This window comes from Pleurocapsa sp. PCC 7319 (assembly GCF_000332195.1).
Taxonomy (GTDB): Bacteria; Cyanobacteriota; Cyanobacteriia; order Cyanobacteriales; family Xenococcaceae; genus Waterburya.
This window is the reverse complement of record NZ_KB235922.1, coordinates 4,423,856-4,443,759: the sequence shown is the minus strand read 5'-3', so window position 1 is coordinate 4,443,759 and position 19,904 is coordinate 4,423,856. Positions and strand designations below refer to the sequence as shown.

The 19,904-nt window shown below is 38.9% G+C and carries 15 protein-coding genes; 5 read left to right on the top strand and 10 right to left on the bottom strand.

The window, feature by feature from the left end; all coding sequences use genetic code 11:
- Nucleotides 1-5 precede the first annotated feature (5 nt).
- The 4 genes from ttcA to PLEUR7319_RS0124300 form a co-directional block, all read right to left on the bottom strand.
- Nucleotides 6-812, bottom strand: a complete 807-nt coding sequence (gene ttcA, locus PLEUR7319_RS0124320; protein ID WP_019507834.1) for a tRNA 2-thiocytidine(32) synthetase TtcA — start codon at nucleotides 810-812, stop codon at nucleotides 6-8.
- Nucleotides 813-896: 84 nt separating this feature from the next.
- Nucleotides 897-1,466: a YdeI family protein gene (locus PLEUR7319_RS0124315; protein WP_019507833.1), complete on the bottom strand. Its 570-nt coding sequence runs from the start codon at nucleotides 1,464-1,466 to the stop codon at nucleotides 897-899.
- 160 nt (nucleotides 1,467-1,626) lie between these two features.
- Nucleotides 1,627-1,767, bottom strand: a complete 141-nt coding sequence (gene psb30 / locus PLEUR7319_RS0124310; RefSeq protein WP_019507832.1) for a photosystem II reaction center protein Ycf12/Psb30 — start codon at nucleotides 1,765-1,767, stop codon at nucleotides 1,627-1,629.
- Nucleotides 1,768-1,997: 230 nt separating this feature from the next.
- Nucleotides 1,998-2,726, bottom strand: a complete 729-nt coding sequence (locus PLEUR7319_RS0124300; protein ID WP_019507830.1) for an ABC transporter ATP-binding protein — start codon at nucleotides 2,724-2,726, stop codon at nucleotides 1,998-2,000.
- A 365-nt stretch (nucleotides 2,727-3,091) separates the two neighbouring features.
- Between PLEUR7319_RS0124300 and PLEUR7319_RS36555 the strand changes: the two genes are divergently transcribed.
- Complete coding sequence (locus PLEUR7319_RS36555) at nucleotides 3,092-3,646, top strand: COP23 domain-containing protein (RefSeq protein ID WP_019507829.1); 555 nt, start codon at nucleotides 3,092-3,094, stop codon at nucleotides 3,644-3,646.
- A gap of 59 nt (nucleotides 3,647-3,705) precedes the next feature.
- Here PLEUR7319_RS36555 and PLEUR7319_RS0124290 read toward each other — a convergent pair whose 3' ends face one another.
- Together PLEUR7319_RS0124290 and PLEUR7319_RS0124285 are read right to left on the bottom strand one after the other, a co-directional pair.
- On the bottom strand, nucleotides 3,706-5,262 hold the full coding sequence (locus PLEUR7319_RS0124290; RefSeq protein ID WP_019507828.1) for a tetratricopeptide repeat protein: 1,557 nt from the start codon (nucleotides 5,260-5,262) through the stop codon (nucleotides 3,706-3,708).
- 248 nt (nucleotides 5,263-5,510) lie between these two features.
- A complete protein-coding gene (locus tag PLEUR7319_RS0124285) occupies nucleotides 5,511-6,935 on the bottom strand; it encodes an NADP-dependent isocitrate dehydrogenase (protein ID WP_019507827.1) in 1,425 nt (474 codons plus the stop codon).
- Between the two features lie 352 nt (nucleotides 6,936-7,287).
- Here PLEUR7319_RS0124285 and PLEUR7319_RS0124280 point away from each other — a divergent pair, with 352 nt between their 5' ends.
- The 4 genes from PLEUR7319_RS0124280 (at nucleotide 7,288) to PLEUR7319_RS0124260 (ending at nucleotide 12,541) form a co-directional block, all read left to right on the top strand.
- Complete coding sequence (locus tag PLEUR7319_RS0124280) at nucleotides 7,288-8,013, top strand: response regulator transcription factor (protein ID WP_019507826.1); 726 nt, start codon at nucleotides 7,288-7,290, stop codon at nucleotides 8,011-8,013.
- A 230-nt stretch (nucleotides 8,014-8,243) separates the two neighbouring features.
- Nucleotides 8,244-8,936 carry a GUN4 domain-containing protein gene (locus tag PLEUR7319_RS0124270; RefSeq protein WP_019507825.1) on the top strand — a complete coding sequence of 231 codons (693 nt, stop codon included), beginning with the start codon at nucleotides 8,244-8,246 and terminating at the stop codon, nucleotides 8,934-8,936.
- A 579-nt stretch (nucleotides 8,937-9,515) separates the two neighbouring features.
- Nucleotides 9,516-11,108, top strand: coding sequence for a GAF domain-containing sensor histidine kinase (locus PLEUR7319_RS0124265; RefSeq protein ID WP_019507824.1), 1,593 nt, complete (start codon nucleotides 9,516-9,518; stop codon nucleotides 11,106-11,108).
- A gap of 44 nt (nucleotides 11,109-11,152) precedes the next feature.
- Nucleotides 11,153-12,541, top strand: coding sequence for an IctB family putative bicarbonate transporter (locus PLEUR7319_RS0124260; RefSeq protein ID WP_019507823.1), 1,389 nt, complete (start codon nucleotides 11,153-11,155; stop codon nucleotides 12,539-12,541).
- A 232-nt stretch (nucleotides 12,542-12,773) separates the two neighbouring features.
- Here PLEUR7319_RS0124260 and smpB read toward each other — a convergent pair whose 3' ends face one another.
- From smpB to PLEUR7319_RS0124240, 4 genes are all read right to left on the bottom strand, one after another.
- A complete protein-coding gene (gene smpB / locus PLEUR7319_RS0124255) occupies nucleotides 12,774-13,241 on the bottom strand; it encodes an SsrA-binding protein SmpB (protein WP_019507822.1) in 468 nt (155 codons plus the stop codon).
- Between the two features lie 181 nt (nucleotides 13,242-13,422).
- A complete protein-coding gene (locus PLEUR7319_RS0124250; RefSeq protein WP_019507821.1) occupies nucleotides 13,423-15,072 on the bottom strand; it encodes an FHA domain-containing protein in 1,650 nt (549 codons plus the stop codon).
- Nucleotides 15,069-17,609 carry a 4Fe-4S binding protein gene (locus PLEUR7319_RS38485; protein ID WP_144054369.1) on the bottom strand — a complete coding sequence of 847 codons (2,541 nt, stop codon included), beginning with the start codon at nucleotides 17,607-17,609 and terminating at the stop codon, nucleotides 15,069-15,071. Before PLEUR7319_RS38485 ends, PLEUR7319_RS0124250 begins: the two co-directional genes overlap by 4 nt.
- A 338-nt stretch (nucleotides 17,610-17,947) precedes the next feature.
- Nucleotides 17,948-19,888 carry a vanadium-dependent haloperoxidase gene (locus PLEUR7319_RS0124240; protein ID WP_019507819.1) on the bottom strand — a complete coding sequence of 647 codons (1,941 nt, stop codon included), beginning with the start codon at nucleotides 19,886-19,888 and terminating at the stop codon, nucleotides 17,948-17,950.
- Nucleotides 19,889-19,904: the final 16 nt, after the last annotated feature.

Here is a 19,904-nt window from a genome sequence, read left to right as displayed (position 1 = left end):
GAATCCTAAGTATTGATTGTTTTACCCAAACCAGCGAAATCAAAAAGTTCTAAATCTGCTAGGTGAGAAGGAGATACATTTTGCAGACTATGGAAAAGACTATTTATTCTGCCAGGAGATTCTCTTTCCCATGTTTGAAGCATTTGTTTTATTTGTACTCGTTGTAGGTTTTCTTGACTGCCACACAAATTGCAGGGAATAATCGGAAAATTGCGTACTTTGGCATATTTCTGGATTTCGATTTCAGAACAATATGCTAGTGGACGAATAACAATATTTTTCTCATCATTGCTCAAAAGTTTAGGGGGCATGGCTTTTAGCTGTCCACCATAGAACATATTGAGAAATAAAGTCTCGACAATATCATCCCGATGATGTCCTAAAGCAATCTTATTAATCCTCTCTTCTCCCGCAACTCGATAGAGAATACCCCGACGCAAACGAGAGCATAAGCCGCACATGGTTTTTCCTTCTGGAATGACTCTCGTAACTGTACTATATGTATCTTGTTCCACTATTCGATAAGGAACGTTTAAAGAGGATAAATACTCAGGTAAGATATGTTCTGGAAAACCTGGTTGTTTTTGATCTAAATTAACTGCTAATAGCTCAAATTTTACTGGTGCTTTGCGTTGTAAACTGAGCAGCATATCCAGCATTGTGTAAGAGTCTTTTCCTCCCGACAGGCAAACCATCACGCGATCGCCATCTTCGATCATCTGGTAATCGGCGATCGCTTTTCCCACTAATCCCCGTAACCGTGCCTGAAGTCTCTTGAAATTCTTAGAAGTACGAACCTTGGTCGCTTCCATATCTAATATTTTTTGATTTATGACAATGCTTTCATATTTTATCGATCAAACAGATGTTGTGAGCTTCAAAAAAGCGATCGCATTTTAAAAATTAGCTCGAACATTTTTGGCTGCTAATTCTACAGTTTTAGAGATTCTTTTTTCCCTGGTAGGAAATCGTTTAGCGTTTTTAATCCACTCCAAAATACCTCTTTTAACTGATGGCGGAAAAGCTGTAAAGTATTTCTCTGCTATGGGGTTTTGAGCTAACGCCTGGAGTAAATCGTCAGGTAGAATCAGAGCTTCTACATCATCTAAAAAAGACCAAGAGCCATCTACTTTGGCCATGTTTACTTTTTCTATCCCCGGAGGAGTCATTAAACCTTGTTTTAGTAATTTTGCTACGCGATCTTTATTTGCTTTAGACCAATTACTTTGATCCTTTCTAGGAGAGACATAAAGCATAGTCCGCTGCTCATCAAGTTTGCGCGGTAAACTATCGATCCACCCAAAACACAGAGCTTCTTCAACAATATCGTTATAGGGTAAATAAGATATTCCACTATTCTTCTTGTAGGTAACTAACCAAATCCCCTCTGATTTAGCATGATTATCTTTCAGCCAGTTACGCCATTCTTGTCTAGTTTTAGCGGTAAACTGAGGTCTGTCCTTCATGGGTCAGATAGATTTGAGAATTAAAGTCAGGTAAGATTAGAGTAAAGAATACTGATGTTTAGTTAGGCAATCGTTTGTTTTCGCAACATGACAAACCTACCCCTCAATTGAGCAAGAAGGGTAGAAATTGAAAATTCAAAATATAAAATAACAGCTACTTTTAGAGATCGCCACCGCGTAAAGCTAGCAAAAAGATCACCACCGGACCAGAAATCATAATCAAAGCCACACAAAGTAGTTGAAAAATTACATTAAAATCTATATTGCCTAAACCGCTGAAAATGTTTGTTACAAAATCCATGTCTTCTCCTAGAGTTTACCAAAACAAAATCTATAAAAATGCTGCTAAATCTTGCGAGCCACAATCTATAATACCTGGGAACTATCTGCTATTTCTCAGCAAAGATACAAAAATATATAAACTTTTATTGCGCTATATAAACAAGATTAAAAGAAGCAACACAGTCTGGTCAATTGCTGCCGAACTATATATTAATTATGGTAAATCCTGATGCAGAAAACTGCTCATATCTAATTTGATTTGAAAGCAGCCCCCAGATATAATTCTCCCACTTTGGGATCGTTGAGCAAATCTGCTCCTGTTCCTTCAAAACGCTCCTGACCATTTTCGAGGACATATCCTCGATCTGCCATTGCTAGGGCTTTTTTAGCATTCTGCTCTACCAGTACGATTGCTGTTCCTGTCTTATTTATTGTTTTTACCTGCTCTAATACAGAGGTGACTAAAATTGGAGATAAAGCTGCTGAGGGTTCATCTAATAGCAATAAATCTGGTTCTAGCATCAAAGCTTTTCCCATTGCCAACATTTGTCGCTCTCCCCCTGATAAAGTTCCTGCTTTTTGGCTGCGACGAGAACCTAGTCTGGGAAACATATTATAGATGGTGTTTTTAAGAGACTTAAGCGATCCAGTACGAATGAACGCTCCCATTTCTAGGTTTTCTTCCACAGATAAAGAAGCAAAAACATTAGTTATCTGAGGAACATAACACATCCCTTGTCTGACAATTTTGTCCGGCTTGAGTCTAGTAATATTTTTGCCTTTAAAAATAATTTCTCCCTTTTGAGGAGTCAGTAAACCAAAAATAGTTTTGGCTAAGGTAGATTTGCCGGCTCCATTAGGACCAATTACCGCTACCAATTCTCCAGGAGCGATGCGAAAGTTAATTCCCTGTAGTATGTTGAGGTCTTTAATATAGCCTGCATGGACATCTTTAACTTCTAGAAGATTTGTCGTCATAGGTTGTATTCAAGCATAAACAGAGGAACTTAAAAGAAATATACTATCAATAGAAAAGGTTTTCCCAAGCTAATTCAGTACAGTAAGTATAAATATTCTGTAAACTTAACCTAATCCATAACTTAACTATTTGATTTTGTAAAGTATATTTTCTATACTACTAGTAGTGCGCTTGTGAACTCAAAACCCCTATTGGGCAATGAATCTGAATCTTAAACAACAATTTATTTAGATTAACTTAGATATCTAACTAATCAAGAGACGATTGCTTATGTTTTAAGATTGAGGCGTATGTATTAAAAAGATATCAGTATTGTTTAATAATAGCTGACGTTTTTTTACATTTGGGAGACTTAATCTTTATTATGAAAACAAAGTATTTATCGGCACTGTTGGTAACAGGAGCGATCACTTTAGGAACATCTCCTGCGATGGCGGATTCCTCCGATACTCCTCAACTTAATTTTTCTTGTCAAGTTACCGAAGGTGTTCCTACCACCGTGGCACAACCTGTAGGAAGCGAAGAGAAACTACCGATCTTTCATTGGAATGATGAAGCACTATCGTTGAAGTCATCTTCTAGTCCGCAACAACTGTGTAATAGTGTTTCGGAGAAGTTGGAAGACTACTCTGCCCAAGGTTATGACCTAAGCCAAATCAGTTTTATTGGTACTGAGCAAGCTGGATTGCCTGTCATTTGTGCCAATACAGCAGGTGGACCAGAATGTAGTAAAGTCTTGCTTACCTTGGGAGCAGCTGAACAACCGGCAATTGTTGCCAATGACGTTGTCACCGCTATTCTCGATCAAAGCCTACAAACAGACAAAGAAGTTTACCAAGATAGAGGAGTACAATCAACCTCTTATCAAGTAAATTTTTGGCAATTGCTAGGCTTAAACACTAAGTTTTTTGGTAAGTAATGCTGTTTCAGCACATTGAACTGCGAAGATATATCCGTGTAAATTTTAAGCTATTTTTATTACTGCAGTTTTTGCTCTACTTTTTGTAATAGAGTAGATGTAGGGGAGTAATCTGGCTTGAGTTTTAGGGATTCTTCGCAGTGAGCTTTCGCATCTTGGTATTGCTCCAACTCATATAAAGCTTGACATAGCTGAGTCCAGGCTAAAAAGTAATCCGGTTTGGTTTTAAGTACTTGCCTAGTAGCATCAATCGCTTCCCTAGGTTGACCTAATTTCAACAGCACTTCTCCTTTATTCAGCCAACCACGATAATATTCGGCATCTACGGCGATCGCTTGATTATATTCTTGTAATGCCCTTTCATATTGTTTCAGATCAAATCGCGCTAGACCCCTACAATTCCAAGCTTCAGGAAATTCAGGGTCAACATTAGTAGCTTGAACACAAGATGAAAACTTTTCCAAATGTTTGCCTAGTTTTCCCTGAGCGTATCCTTTATTGGTCCAAGCTGGAGCAAATTTACTATAATTAGTTACTGCATTGTCAAAGGCTGATATTGCCTGCTCGAATTCTCCCGCTTCAATCAGCGAGTTGCCCTCATTGTAATATTTCAAGGCTTGTAATTTTCTCCAGACTACAGGACTGAGAAATAGCAAGCCTAGAGTCAATGGTAGTACTACAAAAAACAATAGTCGTTTAGTACCTGAGGACTTGACGGGAGTGTTCGCAGGTGTGCCGACAGGGTTTTTTTCCGTTGGTGCTGGATATCGGTTATTACCTATGTCTATTGGTTTGCGAATATCATCTAGAGCTTCACTAGCATTTTTATAACGCTGGAGAAAATCATTCCGTACCATTTTATCGAGGATGCGAGCTAATTCCTCACTACATTCAGGAACGTGTTCACGCCATCTAATTTCCCCAGTATCGCGATCGCGGGGTAGTTGGTCAGGATGGAACCCAGTCAGAGCCTGGATAGCAGTTACGCCCAAAGCATAAATATCACTATTAAAGCGTGGGTCTCCTCTTTGTTGTTCACTAGCCATATAACCAGGAGTACCAATAGCCACGGTCAACACATTCCCCTGACCTTCGGTGAGAGTCATATTAGTAATTTCTTTAACCGCACCAAAATCAATTAAAAAAATCTTGCCATCAGCAGCACGACGAATTAAATTAGAAGGCTTAATATCTCGATGAATTACATTATTTTGATGGACAAAGGATAGTATTTCTAATACTTCAATTAAAAAATCCCGTACTCGATGTTCTGACCAACGATTGCCAGGAACAATTTCGGTTTGGCTCAGATCTTTGCCCTCAATATATTCTTGTACCAAATAAAATTCTTCGTTTACTTCCAAATGCGCTAACAGACGAGGAATTTGCCGGTGATCGTTAAGCTTGTAAAGTACTTTAGCCTCACTGTCAAATAGTCTTCTAGCAGTTTCCAAAACAAAATCTTCGTTGGATTGAGGTTGTAGTTTTTTGACTACACAACGGGGGTGAGGATCTCCAGGAAGATGGGTGTCCTCTGCTACATAAGTTTCACAAAAGCCTGTAGTTCTCAGACAATCGATAACTCGGTAGCGTCCGCCTATTAGCTCATCAGACATAAGATTGGGCAATTGAATAAGTTTAACTGGGCGAAGAAATGGGAAATTATTAACAATATAATAGTTTGATTCTACTTATTGATAACCGATATACAAGACTATATCAAAGGATTTTGCATAAAACATTTTGCATAAAACATGATTAACAATTAAGCTTCTCGATCTTGAATAACTTTTAAATTTGGTTAATACAATACTGAAAACAACTCTGTTAGTAGAGTATTAACCGCTATAAATGCTGGACTTTTTCAAGCAAAGTGTTTAATAATTGCTTGAGCAAACTCAGAGCATTTGAGTGGGGGATCTACGGGAGGATCCATTAATCTGGCTAAATCATAGGTTACTTCGCGGTTAGCGATCGCCTTAGCCAAGCCAGTTTGAATTAAATCAGCAGCCTCCTGCCATCCCATAAACTCTAACATCATTACGCCAGAGAGAATAACCGAGCCAGGATTAATCCGATCTAAACCCGCGTGTTTCGGAGCAGTACCGTGAGTAGCCTCAAATATAGCGCAATTATCACCAATGTTAGCTCCAGGACTCATGCCTAAACCACCTACAATTGCTGCGGCAGCATCAGAAATATAGTCACCGTTTAAGTTCATCGTAGCAAGAATGGAATATTCATTAGGGCGAGTTTGAATTTGCTGAAAAATACTATCCGCAATGCGATCGTTGATCATTACCTTATTTTTCCATTTACCCTCGCCATGAGTCTCCCAAATTTCGTCTAGCACCGCTTGAACTTCCTGACATATTTTTTGCTGTTTTTCCGAGGTTAAAGCATCATATCCAGGTTCTAGCTGACGAGCATTTTCTTCTAAAGTAATTTGGGGATTAGCTTCTTTATTACTTAAAATCCAAGATTCTCGTTCGGTAATACAATCACTACGAAATTCTGTAGTAGCCAATTCATAACCCCAATCACGAAAAGCACCTTCGGTGTATTTCATTATATTTCCTTTGTGTACCAAGGTGACTTGCTGTTTGTTTGAGGGAAGTCGCAAGGCATGCTGAATTGCTCTTCTAATTAAGCGTTGAGATCCCGTTTTACTAATAGGCTTAATCCCAATTCCTGCATCTAAAGGAATTTGTTTATTGCCATGTTCAGGAGTACTGGGAATTAACTCTTGATTGAGTAAATTAATTAACTTACCGCCAATTTCATCTCCCTGTTTCCATTCAATTCCCAAATAAATATCTTCAGTATTTTCGCGATAGATAATTACTTCCAGCTTTTCAGGATATTTGTGAGGAGATGGGGTTCCTTGATAATAACGACAAGGACGTACACAAGCATAAAGTTGAAATATTTGGCGCAAAGCCACATTCAGAGAGCGAATTCCCCCACCCACCGGAGTAGTTAGAGGTCCTTTGATTGCTATTCCATATTCTTTAATCGCATCTAAAGTATCCTGTGGAAGATACTGATAAGTACCGTATTGATCGCAGGCTTCATCTCCCGCATATACTTTGAACCAATGAATTTTACGCTGTTCGCCGTAAGCAGCTTTTACCGCAGCATTAATAACGGTTTCGGTGGCAGGCCAAATATCAACCCCCGTACCGTCTCCACGAATAAAGGGAATAATTGGATCGTGGGGAACAATAGGCTTACCATCTTGAAAAGTTATTTTAGAGCCGGCGGTTGGCGGGGTGAGTTTTTCGTACATAAAATATATAATTTGGATCCAGAAAAAATAGAATATAGCTACAGTACAATTAAATCCCCCTCAATTGACAGTAGCAAGATTATCTATTTTGTATTCTTCAATAAATAACCATAAAATAAAAAGACTATCTTAAATAACCCTTAAAACTGTAAATGTTAACTCCTAGTGCAACTTTTTAAAAGCTACTGATTATACTGGTTTTTAGAAATTTGCCAAAAATATGTCAAATTTTTTATTCTCCTGTCAAAGCTGAATAATAGATTACGCTAACAAAATAAAGACAAGTGGCAGTAATTCAGTATATATAAATAAAGAATACACGACTTAATTTCCTACTTAAATAATACAAAGTATGAAGAAAATATTGGTAGTAGACGATGACCTCATTTTGCGAAAGGTATTGCAAAATTCCTTAGAGCAAAGAGGATATCAAGTAATTTCGGTCAGCTCAGCCAAAGAGGCGTTAAAAAAATTCAGTCAAGATGTACCAGATATCATTGTGTCTGATGTTTCCATGCCGGAAATGAATGGCTTTGAATTTTGTCGCCAATTGCGATCGCAACCTTCGGGAAAACTGATTCCTTTCATTTTTCTGTCAGCTAAAGATGAGCTAGATTACCGAATTCAAGGGCATTCCATTGGTGCAGATAATTATCTAGTCAAACCTTTTGAAATGAAGGAATTACTGGCTAATATTGAGGCATTGATCGAGCGTTCTCGTCGAGTGCATGCAGAGATTGTCCATTTAATTGAACAATTAGTAAGTGCTCAATCCACCAATATTCTCAACACTGTTAAAGATAACTTCGAGCCACAAGATAATACTAGAGAAAAAACATCAAATACTGAGCAATCGACTGCACCAGAACCTTTACCTTTAACTCCAGCAGAAGAAAGAGTCTTTTGGGAAACCATTCAAGGATTTACCAATAAGCAGATTAGTGAGCGTTTGTTTATTAGTCCTCGTACTGTTCAAACACATCTCAGTAATATTTTGAATAAACTTAATTTAAGTAATCGCACCCAGTTAGTTCGTTTCGCTTATGAGCAGGGTTATGAAAAAGTAGAATCTAAATAAACTCTTCGCTAACTAGCTGCAAAATGAACAAAGTTAAGCAAGTAAGCACAATGAATAGTGATTCGACAATAACTTTAGACTGTGGCAAGAGCCAAACCATGATATTATTTGCTTAGGATCAACTGAGTATAAACACTCAAAAATAAAACGAAAAAGTTTTTGTATAAGGCTTACTCTGCACCCCTAGATTTTTTATAGTGGCAGACTAACCGCTAGAGGAAAGAATTTTTATGAAAGATATTAGCGGTCTAAATCACCCCATATATTCCGAATCCGAAAAAAACCAATCAAAACTAATTCCCCAGTTGTTAAAAGAAGGGGAAGCTGGTTTGGAAACACTAATGGATTGGATGATTTCTTTAGGAAAAGAATCTGATAATCTGGCTTTAGGTCAGGCATATCAAACCCTTTATCTCGACAAAAATAGGAGAACTCAGGAGTTCTTAGCCAGCAATTTTCCTCATGGTGTCGTATCCCTAAAATCAGAGCATAATGTTGATTATCGACCTTTACAAGAGCTACTTGCTCAGCAAGATTTTCAGAGAGCAGATATTGTGACTTTACAGAAACTTTGTGAATTGGCGGGTTCAGCGGCAATTGAACGAAAGTGGATTTATTTTACTGAGGTAGAAAGTTTTCCCATTGAAGATCTTCTTACCTTAGATAAGCTGTGGCTAATGCATTCAGAAGGAAAATTTGGCTTTTCGGTACAAAGGCGAATTTGGCTATCTGTAGGTAAAGATTTCTCCAAACTGTGGACTAAGATCGGTTGGAAAGCTGGAAATTCTTGGACTCGTTATCCGAAAGAGTTTACCTGGGATTTAACGGCTCCTAAGGGTCATCTTCCCTTATCTAATCAGTTACGGGGGGTAAGAGTTATCGATGCCATTTTTGCTCATCCGGCTTGGTCACAAACAAATTGAAAGCTCTTTAATATTTACTAGTAATCTGAATAGGAATTGAGACTTCAAAATCTAAACATAGCAAGGTCTGATTCTATCTGCTGGCTTGAACATCAAATGAATCAAAGAGGTTTTTGGTATTCAAATATCATTATTTTCGGAATTTCTGCTTAAAATGTTCGTTCAGAGAGTTTTTCGGGAACTTTAAAAATAGTCAGCTAAGAAGTGCTTAAATTGTATTTCTGTCGCCAGAAAAAATGATTTATGAGACATAATTAGCAATCTAATATTAATGCTTTTTGTCATTCTGCTATCAAAATATGAGCGAATTTTCAAATTTATTGAGTTTTTCCCCATGATGGAGCAGTATATTCCATACCTAAATTAATCCTGAATATATAAGGTTCAAAATTTTAATCTGGTAATGCAGATCAAAATTGATCTGCCAGACAGCTGGCTAAAACTTATCAGGCTTAATTCTGGTCGAAGTCTCTTCAGAGATATTGGAACCGAATGATTTGAAAAGCCACATACAATAACTCTTATTAAAATTCAGTAATACAAGTGCAATCAGTAGATTTAGGGTTACGAGTCAACAATATGACTAAACCAAAAAACAGACTTTTTTGCCGTTTGGACGGTCTTACTCCTTCAGCGAGGGAGCAAGCAAGGTTATCAGCTCTTTGTAAACTAGGTTTATTAGTATCTGAAGCAGTTCCCATTTTTGAAGAGGCGACTCAAAAAGCCGCGTCTTTTTCTGGCGCGCCAATATGTATTTTGGGCTTAGTTGTGGAAGATGAGCTGTGGTTTAAGTCAGCAGTGGGTCTATCAACGACCGGTTTAATGAACCAGCTAGCGGCTCAGAGAACAATTACTTTGAACGAGTCTTTTAGTAATTACGTAATCGATAGTGAACAGCCACTGGTTATTGACAATACTTTAAGTGATGCTGTTTTTGCCAATAGTGTTTTAACCCAGCATTATGGCATTAGAGCCTATTTAGGAGTTCCCTTAATCACTTCTGCCGGGTTGTGTATTGGAACTTTGGAAGTCATGGATTGGGAAACGAGACAATTTCACGATCGTGATGTAGAGCATTTGGCTTTGCTAGCTCGTTGGTGCCTAGGAGAATTTGAACGCAATCAAATGCTCAAAACCCTACCAGAAATATCTACAGCAAATTCTAAAAAGCCCGAGTGGCAAAATACTAATAGTCTGATTTTAAATAGAGACCTGAGTTCTAGCTTACCGAGATTAGCCGCAGACAATGGATCTAAATCAACACTAATTGAACAGACTAGTACACAGAGAACGATTGAGCAAAATTCAGATTACACCATTGCTACTGCTAATCCGATTAAAATTAAGTTACTGTCACAATTGACTCAAGAGTTGAGAACACCTCTTACTTCTGTAATTGGCATGGCTAGTGTATTACATAGAGAAGTTTATGGTCCATTAACTCTCAAACAAAGAGAATATCTAGAAATTATTCACGATAGTGGTCAAAATTTAATTTCGTTAGTTGACGAAATTGTTAGCTTAGGAGTTTTAAATGAACAGGATACGACAGTTCATTATGCTTCTGTAGATATTGAAATGCTTTGCCAGCAGGTAATTAATAGCTTGATGGATACTGCTAAACAGCATCAGCAGATATTGCATCTTTCGATTGAGCCAGGAAATCGAATTTGGTCTTTGGATAAAGAAAAAGTTAAGCAAGCTCTTTATTATCTAATTACTAGCGTTTTGGAGATGTCGGAAGCTGGAGGTGAAATAAAGGTTCATGTTTCAAGACGAAATAAAGCTTTGAATATTGCGGTCGGGGTTTCTCACCCTTGGTTAGGAGAAGGTTTTGCTGAAGTAAATCTTCATTCCCAGGCAATTACTAAAGCCTTAACCTTGAGTCAAGCTGATTCCAATAGTCACCATCACAATAGTTTTAATGCCGGAATGAGCGATATTTCTCTGAGTAATCATCAGGTGTTAACTTCCTCTTCTTTGATGATGCTCATCGATCAAGGAGACACTCTAGATAAAGAGACAAATAAAATTCCCCGTGACATTTTGGGATTACTTTTTTGTTGTCATTTAACCGAACTACATGAAGGTCAAGTAGTAGTTCAAGGTTCTCCAAATTCTAGCTATCGTTATGTACTGCAATTGCCAAAAGCTCATTCGGAAGAAGAATAGGATATAGGATAGTAGTGATTAATTAAGCACATGTCATCCCATCCATGAAATCAGTTTGGTCAACTATCATGCTCTCAGAGCCACAATTAAAGCAGTGGCCGAAAAGTAGCTTTTTTTATCGATTAGTTGGTTGGTTATCTAACTGGCAACAGGCAAGTTGGTTATTTCAATGGTCCGAGGTAATTGGAGCTTGTCTAATTAGCTTGGTTTTTTTGCTGGCACCTTTTGTTTCTACAGCCTTGATTGGTGTATTGCTGATTGCCATAACAGCATTCTGGTTCTTAACTATCATTTCAGCTTCAGAAAGATTAGCCATAACTCCCATTCATATTTTAGTTTTTTTGTATTGGTGTGTTGCCACGATCGCCACAGCATTTTCTCCAGTTAAATCTGCTGCCTTAAATGGTTGGATAACTTTAACTTTGTATCTAGTTTTATTCGCTTTGGCTGCCAAGATCATGCGATCGCCAAAGTTGTGTAATTGGATTATTACTAGTTTTTTAATGGTGGCTTTAATAGTTAGCTCTTATGGTGTTCGTCAAGAGTTTTTTGGGGTACAACAGTTAGCTACTTGGAACGACCCCAATTCTGCTTTGGCAAACGATACGAGAGTCTATAGTTATTTAGGGAATCCTAATTTATTAGGAGGCTACCTATTACCAGCGATCGCTTTAAGCGTAGCAGCAGTTTTTGTCTGGCGTGGTTGGATTCAAAAAACCTTGGCAGCAATTATGGTGATGATGAATTCTGCCTGTTTGTACTTTACTGATAGTCGTGGGGCTTGGTTAGCCATGGCAGTGTTAGTGGGAGTGTTGCTTTTACTTTTATATTATTGGTGGCGTGAATATTTACCTCGCTTTTGGCGGGTTTGGCTTTTACCTTTAGTATTCGGTAGTTTAGCAGGACTCTTATTAGTGGCGTTTATCTCTTTAGAACCTCTACGCCTAAGATTGATGAGTATTTTTGCAGGTCGGGAAGACAGTAGTAATAACTTTCGGATCAATGTCTGGGAAGCCTGTTTCAAGATCATCAAAGATTATCCCCTTATTGGCATTGGACCTGGTAATGATGCCTTCAATCAAATTTATCCCCGCTACATGAACTCACGCTATCCTGCCCTAAGCGCATATTCAGTATATTTAGAACACATAGTGGAAATGGGATATATTGGCTTTGGTTGCTTTCTCTGGCTAATAGCCGTGACTTTCAATCATGGTATGCGTCAGCTTGCTCGATTACGCCAAAGTAAAAGTAAACGGGGGTTTTATCTCCTGGGTGCGATCGCTGCTACTGCTGCCTTAGCTTTTCATGGCTTTGTTGATACAGTTTGGTATCGTCCCCAAATCAACACTATTTGGTGGCTAGTATTAGCGATTATTGCCAGCTTCTACGACGATATTAAGAGTGAAATGTTACCTAGTTTTAGACTATAAAATTTTAAGTGAGTTCGGAGTTCGGAGTTCGGAATTAGGAGTTGGGAAAATTTTGGGTCTAACTTGTTCGAGATTGGTTGTAATTGTTTACTGTCCGTTGTCACACTAAATCGGCTAAGTGAAAGTAGCGTTTAGTTTCTCTAGCAAACTTTCTTCAACTAATACTCATTACTCATTACTCATTACTTAAGTAACCTACTATGAAACAGATTTAGTATCAATTTTATATTGACTAATCTCGTTTCATAGCTCTTGCCATAGCTCTTTGATCGTCGCGTTTTTTCACAGTTTCTCGCTTGTCATGAAGCTTTTTACCTCTACCTAAGCCGATAGCAATTTTGACTCTTCCTTTTTTAAAATACATTTTTAGAGGAACGAGAGTTAGCCCCTTTTGCTCTGTTTGTCCAATGAGCTTATTAATCTCCTTTTTGTGGAGCAGTAATTTACGAACACGACGCGCTTCGTGGTTAAAGTAGCTTCCTCCTGCTTGATAGGGAGAGATATGAACATTGCTTAACCAGGCTTCACCATTACGAATAAATGCATAGCCATCTCTCAGGTTTACTTTTCCTGCTCTAATTGATTTGACTTCTGTGCCAACTAATTCAATTCCTGCTTCGTAAGTTTCTAGTATTTCGTATAGATAGCGAGCCTGACGATTATCACTAATTATCTTGATCCCTGATTTCTGGTCAGCCATTATGTATGTTTTTGCTTCTGGACTTGCGGAGGATCTATTAGTATATCATTCGGCTTTTGTAGTGAACTCCATCTTTTTTGACACTCCGGCGTTTTGAGCGATTATAAGAAATTAATTTGTAGTCAAAAGTAATCCTGATTGATAACCAAATACTTTTGACCGCATCTCAAGCAAGCCGAGCTTAAGCTTCAACTACAACTCGTCCTACAGGTTTAGCAATACAAGTCAAGATATTTCCAGGCTCACATTTTGGTTCCTGTTCATAAGCAACTTCCCCCGATAATTTGCGAATTTGACATTTGCCACAAACACCCATCCCACAACCATAAGGAAGCTTGATTCCCTGTTCTTGTGCCACATCTAGAATAGTTTCTTCCCCATCGCAAACTAACTCCTGTCCCGACTTAGAGAAGACTACAGCTGTTGGGGTAGATTGAGATAAAACACAGTCGTTCCCCTTACCTTTCTCGCTAGTATGTCTCGTGTCTGTCTCGGACCAGGATTGTTGGTACTGAGGGTTTGTGCTCACTGGTTGGGCAGAGTCAGGTCGGACGGGAAATTTATTGAGTAGTTCCAGCAAGCGGAAATTAACAGAAACATTGCTATTAAATACTACATCTTTTTTTAGTAATGTTGGGGGGACATTTTGTAACTGGGTGGGTTGGTTTTTTGTTTTTGGTAAGCCAAAGCTTTCTTGATAGTAATTCTTCATGGGAAACTTTAAATCTTCGCAGATAGATTTGACTGCTTCCATGAAAGAACAAGGACCACAAACATATATATGGCGATCGCCAAAATCAGGGGTGATCGCTGTTAACATAGACTTATTGAGCTTACCAGTATAACCAAGCCAAGCTTGTCCTGCTTCTGAGCGAGTAGTCGTAATTGCTAGTTTAAAATTAGGATGCCTAGCTGCCATCAACTCTAACTCTTGCCGAAAAATAATATCATCGGCAGTGCGAGCACTGTGAATAAACACAATATTCACCTTTGAAAGAGTGTCACAAAGCCAGCGAGACATAGACATCATTGGTGTAATACCACTGCCAGCAGAGATAAATAAGAATTTGGGAGCAGGATGCTCAAAACAAGTAAAATCTCCCATTGGTCCTCTTAATTTCAGCTGAGTTCCCACTTGTAAATGCTCGTGTAACCAATTGCTCACCAAACCTGGGGGATAACCTGAAGATGGTGGAACTTTTTTGACAGTAATTTGTAAAGTATGGGGACGAGAAGGACTAGAAGAGAGTGAATAAGAACGTCTAACTTTGTGACCATTGATGGATAGATCCAGAGTGACAAATTGTCCTGGTTTGTAGGTAAATAATCTAGGTGGATCGGCGATCAAGCTAAAAGTTTTAACATCTTCAGTCTCATCAATAATTTGCTGACAGTAAACAGTTAGTTCCCCTTCAGACCAACGAGAAATTTTCTGAGGTTCGATTACTCCTAGAGGCATATACTGACGAGGAGACAAACTAGTGGAGGTATTACTCAGGTTGGGCTTTAATGTTGGCAAGGATTTAATCCAAAGAATGTAAGGACTAATTTCAATAGAATCAGAAGGTTTTAAGCAATAATTTTGGTTAACCTTGATTGCTTGATTATTCAAGTTAGAACTATTGCAACTACCAAGATCTACATAATAGTAATTATCATCTTTATAGACAATTTTGCCGTGAATTCTACTGACGAGAGGATCTTTGAGCACTACGCAACAACGTTTATCTCTCCCGATTAAGCACTCTCCATTAAACATCTTTTTCGGCTCTAAATTAATAGTTTGAGTTTGATGGGGTTGTTTAGAGTTAACTAATAAGATTTCTGTCATTTTTTTAACCCTTGACTCCTGAACTCCTGAACTCCTAACTTTTGACTTTTGACTTTTGACTTTTGACTGGGAGCCAAGTGATTGACTCCTGATTGAGATAAACTGATAATCTTATTTAATATAGAGACAGATGATTGAGATTGATCGAGTAGTACCGTGGCAGTTTCTCTAACTAAATCATCTAGTTTTGACCTAGCAATTAGACGTTTGGCCTGTTCGCTACCTTGTTGATAATTAAGCTGAACTAGAGCATAGAGACTAGCAGCTTGAATTACAGGATTGGTATCTTGTAGAAGTTGCAGGAGTAAATCAGTTAATATTTCTGCACTTTCTGAATCCACAGATATTTTGCTAATGATTTGAGTATCAGACTTAGATAAATCTTGATGCGGTTGAATAGTCGCTGATTGAGATGTTAATCCTTGGTCTGGTTGCAGTTGTTGGAAAAGAGAAGGACTTAAACGCTTCTGCCATTGCTCTGATTTTGAATAGAGCAATTTTGGTAGTATCTTGTGGGATAAGATACCAGTGCGTTTGGCTAACTGAAGCGTAGCCTGCTCTTCTCCCATGAGTATTAGTAAATCAAGGATTTGGATCGTAAGCAGCTGTTGTTTTTGTTGAATTAGCGAGCGTAAAACTGCAAATACTGGTGCTTGCGGTTGAGATATATGATTACTCAGAATTTGATAGTGAGAAGATTCTAGTTGCAATGAAGCTAGTAGAGATTCGGCAATGGCATGCAGTTGTTCCCACATGTCTACCAAAATTTGGCGATTTTCAGCTTTGCTAATCTGATATCGTTTTTGCAGGATCAGAAGTTGTTGACGCTGCTGTTCTAATGCCTCTGGGAAAGGCTTGCCACTTTCAACCAATACCGAAAACAGAGATGCTAATTCAAGACGATAACTCTCGATTCTCAGATAATTTTCTGGAGTAAAATTTTGATGAGAATCTAGTAAACTAGAAGTTTCCAGACCTAATTCCCCCAAAATCTGATAGTGTTCTGCTTCGGAAATCTTTAATTGTTGGCGCAACTGCTGCAAAAATAGCAGACTATTAGCAGGTTGAATATTGCCACTGGCTAAGGTTTCCTGAAGAACACCCTGATAAACTCGTACACGATCTTGTTGAGTAGCCTGAGGCAGAGCCTGAGCTAAAACCTCTAGTTGCTCTGGTTTAAGTCGATCAAGGGAACTATGACCAAGAATTTGTCTAAAATCTAGAGGTAGCTTTTTCAATTGACGGCGGAGCTTATCGGCAATACTTTCTCGTTTATATTGCTGTAAGCTACGAACCCAAGTTCGATATAGCCAGAAGCTACTTACAAGAACCACCAAAGCGTTAAACATTAGTTGTACGATCAAAGGTAAGCGTAAGATTTCTGGACGACCACCATAGATAAAAAAGGAATTGAACGCCACAAAGGTACAAACTGAAAAGACTCGATGTAATACCTGTTCTTGAGCAACGGCGAGCTGGTACTTTTGGCTCTGGTTTCTATAAGTTTGTTCTAATTGGCTACAAAGGAGGCAACTGATAACTATACAAAATCCTAGAGTTAAAGGAGTAGCAATCAATTTAGGAATAGCAATCCCCCGATTAAATAAATAAAAACCAGGCTTAAATAAAGTAGCCAACTGATTTTCTTCATGAGTCCAGGCACCAGAGAAGTAATAGTTGAAGTTACCTGCATATAACCAGTAGTAAATAAAGTATCCCCATACCAATCCCAGATAACCATATTGCACTAACTTGCGTCCTGGTTTAGTCAGTTGTTCCCAATAAGCTTTTTCTGCATCTATATCAAAACAAGGGGATTTGCAACTAATACAAGCTGCTTTCACTTCACCTGTAGTTGGCTCAACTATTCTGCACATAGATTGAGTAATACTGCCAGGAGGAGATTTATGTGCTTCACTGCCTAACAATCCCCTTGGTCCAGTAAAAACCATTTGCACTATGCCAAAAGGACATACATAGTGGCACCAACTTCTGCCCCCATAAAGATAAACTACTGCCATTGCTGAGATGATGGTTAGAATCAGAAATAAACCGAAGACAGAACGAGCAGAATTAATCAACAGAATGCGACAATTTAAGCCAATAAATAAAAGACTAAATTGTAAGTAGAGATGGTTGCGTTGTAACCATTGATTATTTTCAATCTTCAACTTGGATTGTAATCCTAAGGCGCGAGGAATCTGAGAGAGAAAGTAGAGAGGACAAATTCGTCGCCAAGTTTCATGACCGAAGACAAAGACGAGCATAATGGCACTGGGAACAATCATCCCCCAAAAAATTCTAGCTCCTATAGGATAAGGCTGCTCTGGCAAACATTCGTCCTGTATCCTGATACATGTATTAGGATCATCTGCTAAACTGACAATGCGATCGCTCAAAGGACTCCAGATATGTTCGGGATTAGTAAGATGAACAGAGATGGGATCGTAAAATAACGAAAGAATTAAGATTAACCAACCAATGACTAGCATCCATCTCAAGCAATGCATCTTGCTTTCTGAGATTTGACTTAGCATTTGCTTCACTCCACTTTTGCTAATTGCTAATTGATAATTGCTATGAATGGCTTAACAAAACTTAGACATTTATAATTTAAAACAGCCTTAAACCTATATACTGTAATAGTTTTACTTCTATTTGATGTTTTTTTTGATATATAGCAATACGCACTTGTATTAGGACACTCATTACTCGTTACTCATTACTCATTACTTACGAGCAGTTAACTAAACTTGTCCTAACCGATTAACGTACTGCGATACTTGGGTTTGAGCTATTTTTTGGTGCTTGGGGTATATCCCTTGCTCTGTCTTGGTTTGAGGCTGTTATTTTGTGTTTTTTTGTCTAAGTCTCGTTAAAGAAAAGTAAAATTATCAGTAGAGTGAAGGTCATTAGGATCAACTCCTTGAACAAGTACTAAGTCGTGATCGCCAGCAGCAACAAGAGTACTATCCCCTGCTTGAGCAAAACTCAAATCGTCAATCGAGAAAACATCCGTTAGACCGCTAATACCAATCACATCTTGACTGAGTTCGAAGTCGAGTACTTGATGAGCCGTCTGAGGAACTTCTTGATGAGCCACCCAAAAAACATCGTTACCACCTTGGCCAACAAAGGCATTATTCCCGGCTTGATCAGCTAAGAAAATATCCTCATCATCACTACCAACTAGAACCCGATCTTTTACTCCTAATAAAAGAGCGTCCGATTCCAATGGTAATACTTCGCCGCCTTGAATGTAGAATTGGGCTTCTTCCCAAACTTCGTGAGCAACTTCTTGCCCTAAAGTCCGACCATTAAGATCCCCATCTTCAAAGTGAATACCGCCATAGATACGCGAAATACCAGCTTCATCTGCTGCTGCTGTAAAAGTTTCCCAGGCTAAAGTAACATCCTGTTGGGGAGTAACCTGCGGTTCAAAGCGAGATTCTCCAGGTTCAAAAGTAACAGTCGCGCCAAAATCATCTCTACCGGTAAACAACTCTAGAATTCCTGCTCCTGCTGCACTGAAACTACTGTGTCCAGAAGTATACTCAGCAAAGGGTGGGGAAGGATGGCTTCCAGGAGTTTGGTATGTCAAAAAATCAGTAGCTAGGATAGTTTTAGTTCCTTCTCCTGGACCACTCCAAGCTTCAATGGCATAACCACCGAGTTCCTCATTAAATTCGCCTATAAGTCCCAGCTCACCCAAGTCTCGAATTAACCGTACAGGACGAGTATAATCATAAAATTTCTTCGCCTCCCAGGTAGCAATACCTGCATCAAAGACTGCGTTACCAAGACTAAAGAACAGCTTGGCATCATCATCGAGACTGTGCTCGTCCCTAGCAGAGACAAATTGTCCAAAGGTCATCCAAGTACCTGGAGGGAAAGCAGTCCCACCACCATCTTCCCAAAACTCAGCTATCAGCTTTTGTTCATCGGTCAGATTGGCACTAGTATTAACAACTTGCTCCGCTTGAGCAATAAATTCGGGATTAATAACCGTACCAATAAGATCTTTACTAATCGGTAATACTGAACCATTTGGGAGAGTAATAGTTTGCGCTTCTAAATCTACTTCCCCATCGACTAAGAGGAAAGGTTCGGGAGCCTCTGGTCGCAACTGATCGCCAGATTCTAAACCAAATGGAATAACTTCCCCCCATTGAGGAGTCAGAAATTCTTGAATACTCTCTTCTTCCCCTGGTTGAGAATCAATAGGGACTCTTTCTGGTGTCCAATGTTCAATATTAATGGTTTCACCAAGTTGATTTATAGGCTGATAGCCACTAATGTCAGAATAAGGTACACCAAGAGTGCCATTCGGGTCGTTACCGAGCTGATTAGAGCCATCTTGAGTCCGAAATTCTAGTAAGGCTGTAGCAGAAACGTTACCAATCCCAGCCGCAGTAGTAGTATCGGTTGTCGTGTTATTAGGATCTAAGCCCAATTCCTGCATCAACTCATCAAAAATGGCAACTTGGTCAGGAAATAATGTAGTCAGGACGCGGTAAGCTGAATAACTCATCGCCTCGCTCTTATTAGCGTCGGTAATTTCTGCTGTTGGACGCTGTAAATCATCTTCTAGTTGAGTGGATATCGCCTGTGGATCATAGGCAGCCCAAGCATCAAACATCGCCGTGTGTACTATGGCATAAGCGCGGGAGGCAACAGTTGGTCCAGGACTGGTATTGATAACTGCTTGTTGTACTGCCCGATCCCACAACACGGAAACAGTAGGTGTCGGATCGTCAACAGTAACTAGTTGAGTTTCTGAGTCTAGCTCCAAAGAGGGAGTAAAAGATGTGCTCATGGCGTTGTTCTCCTTC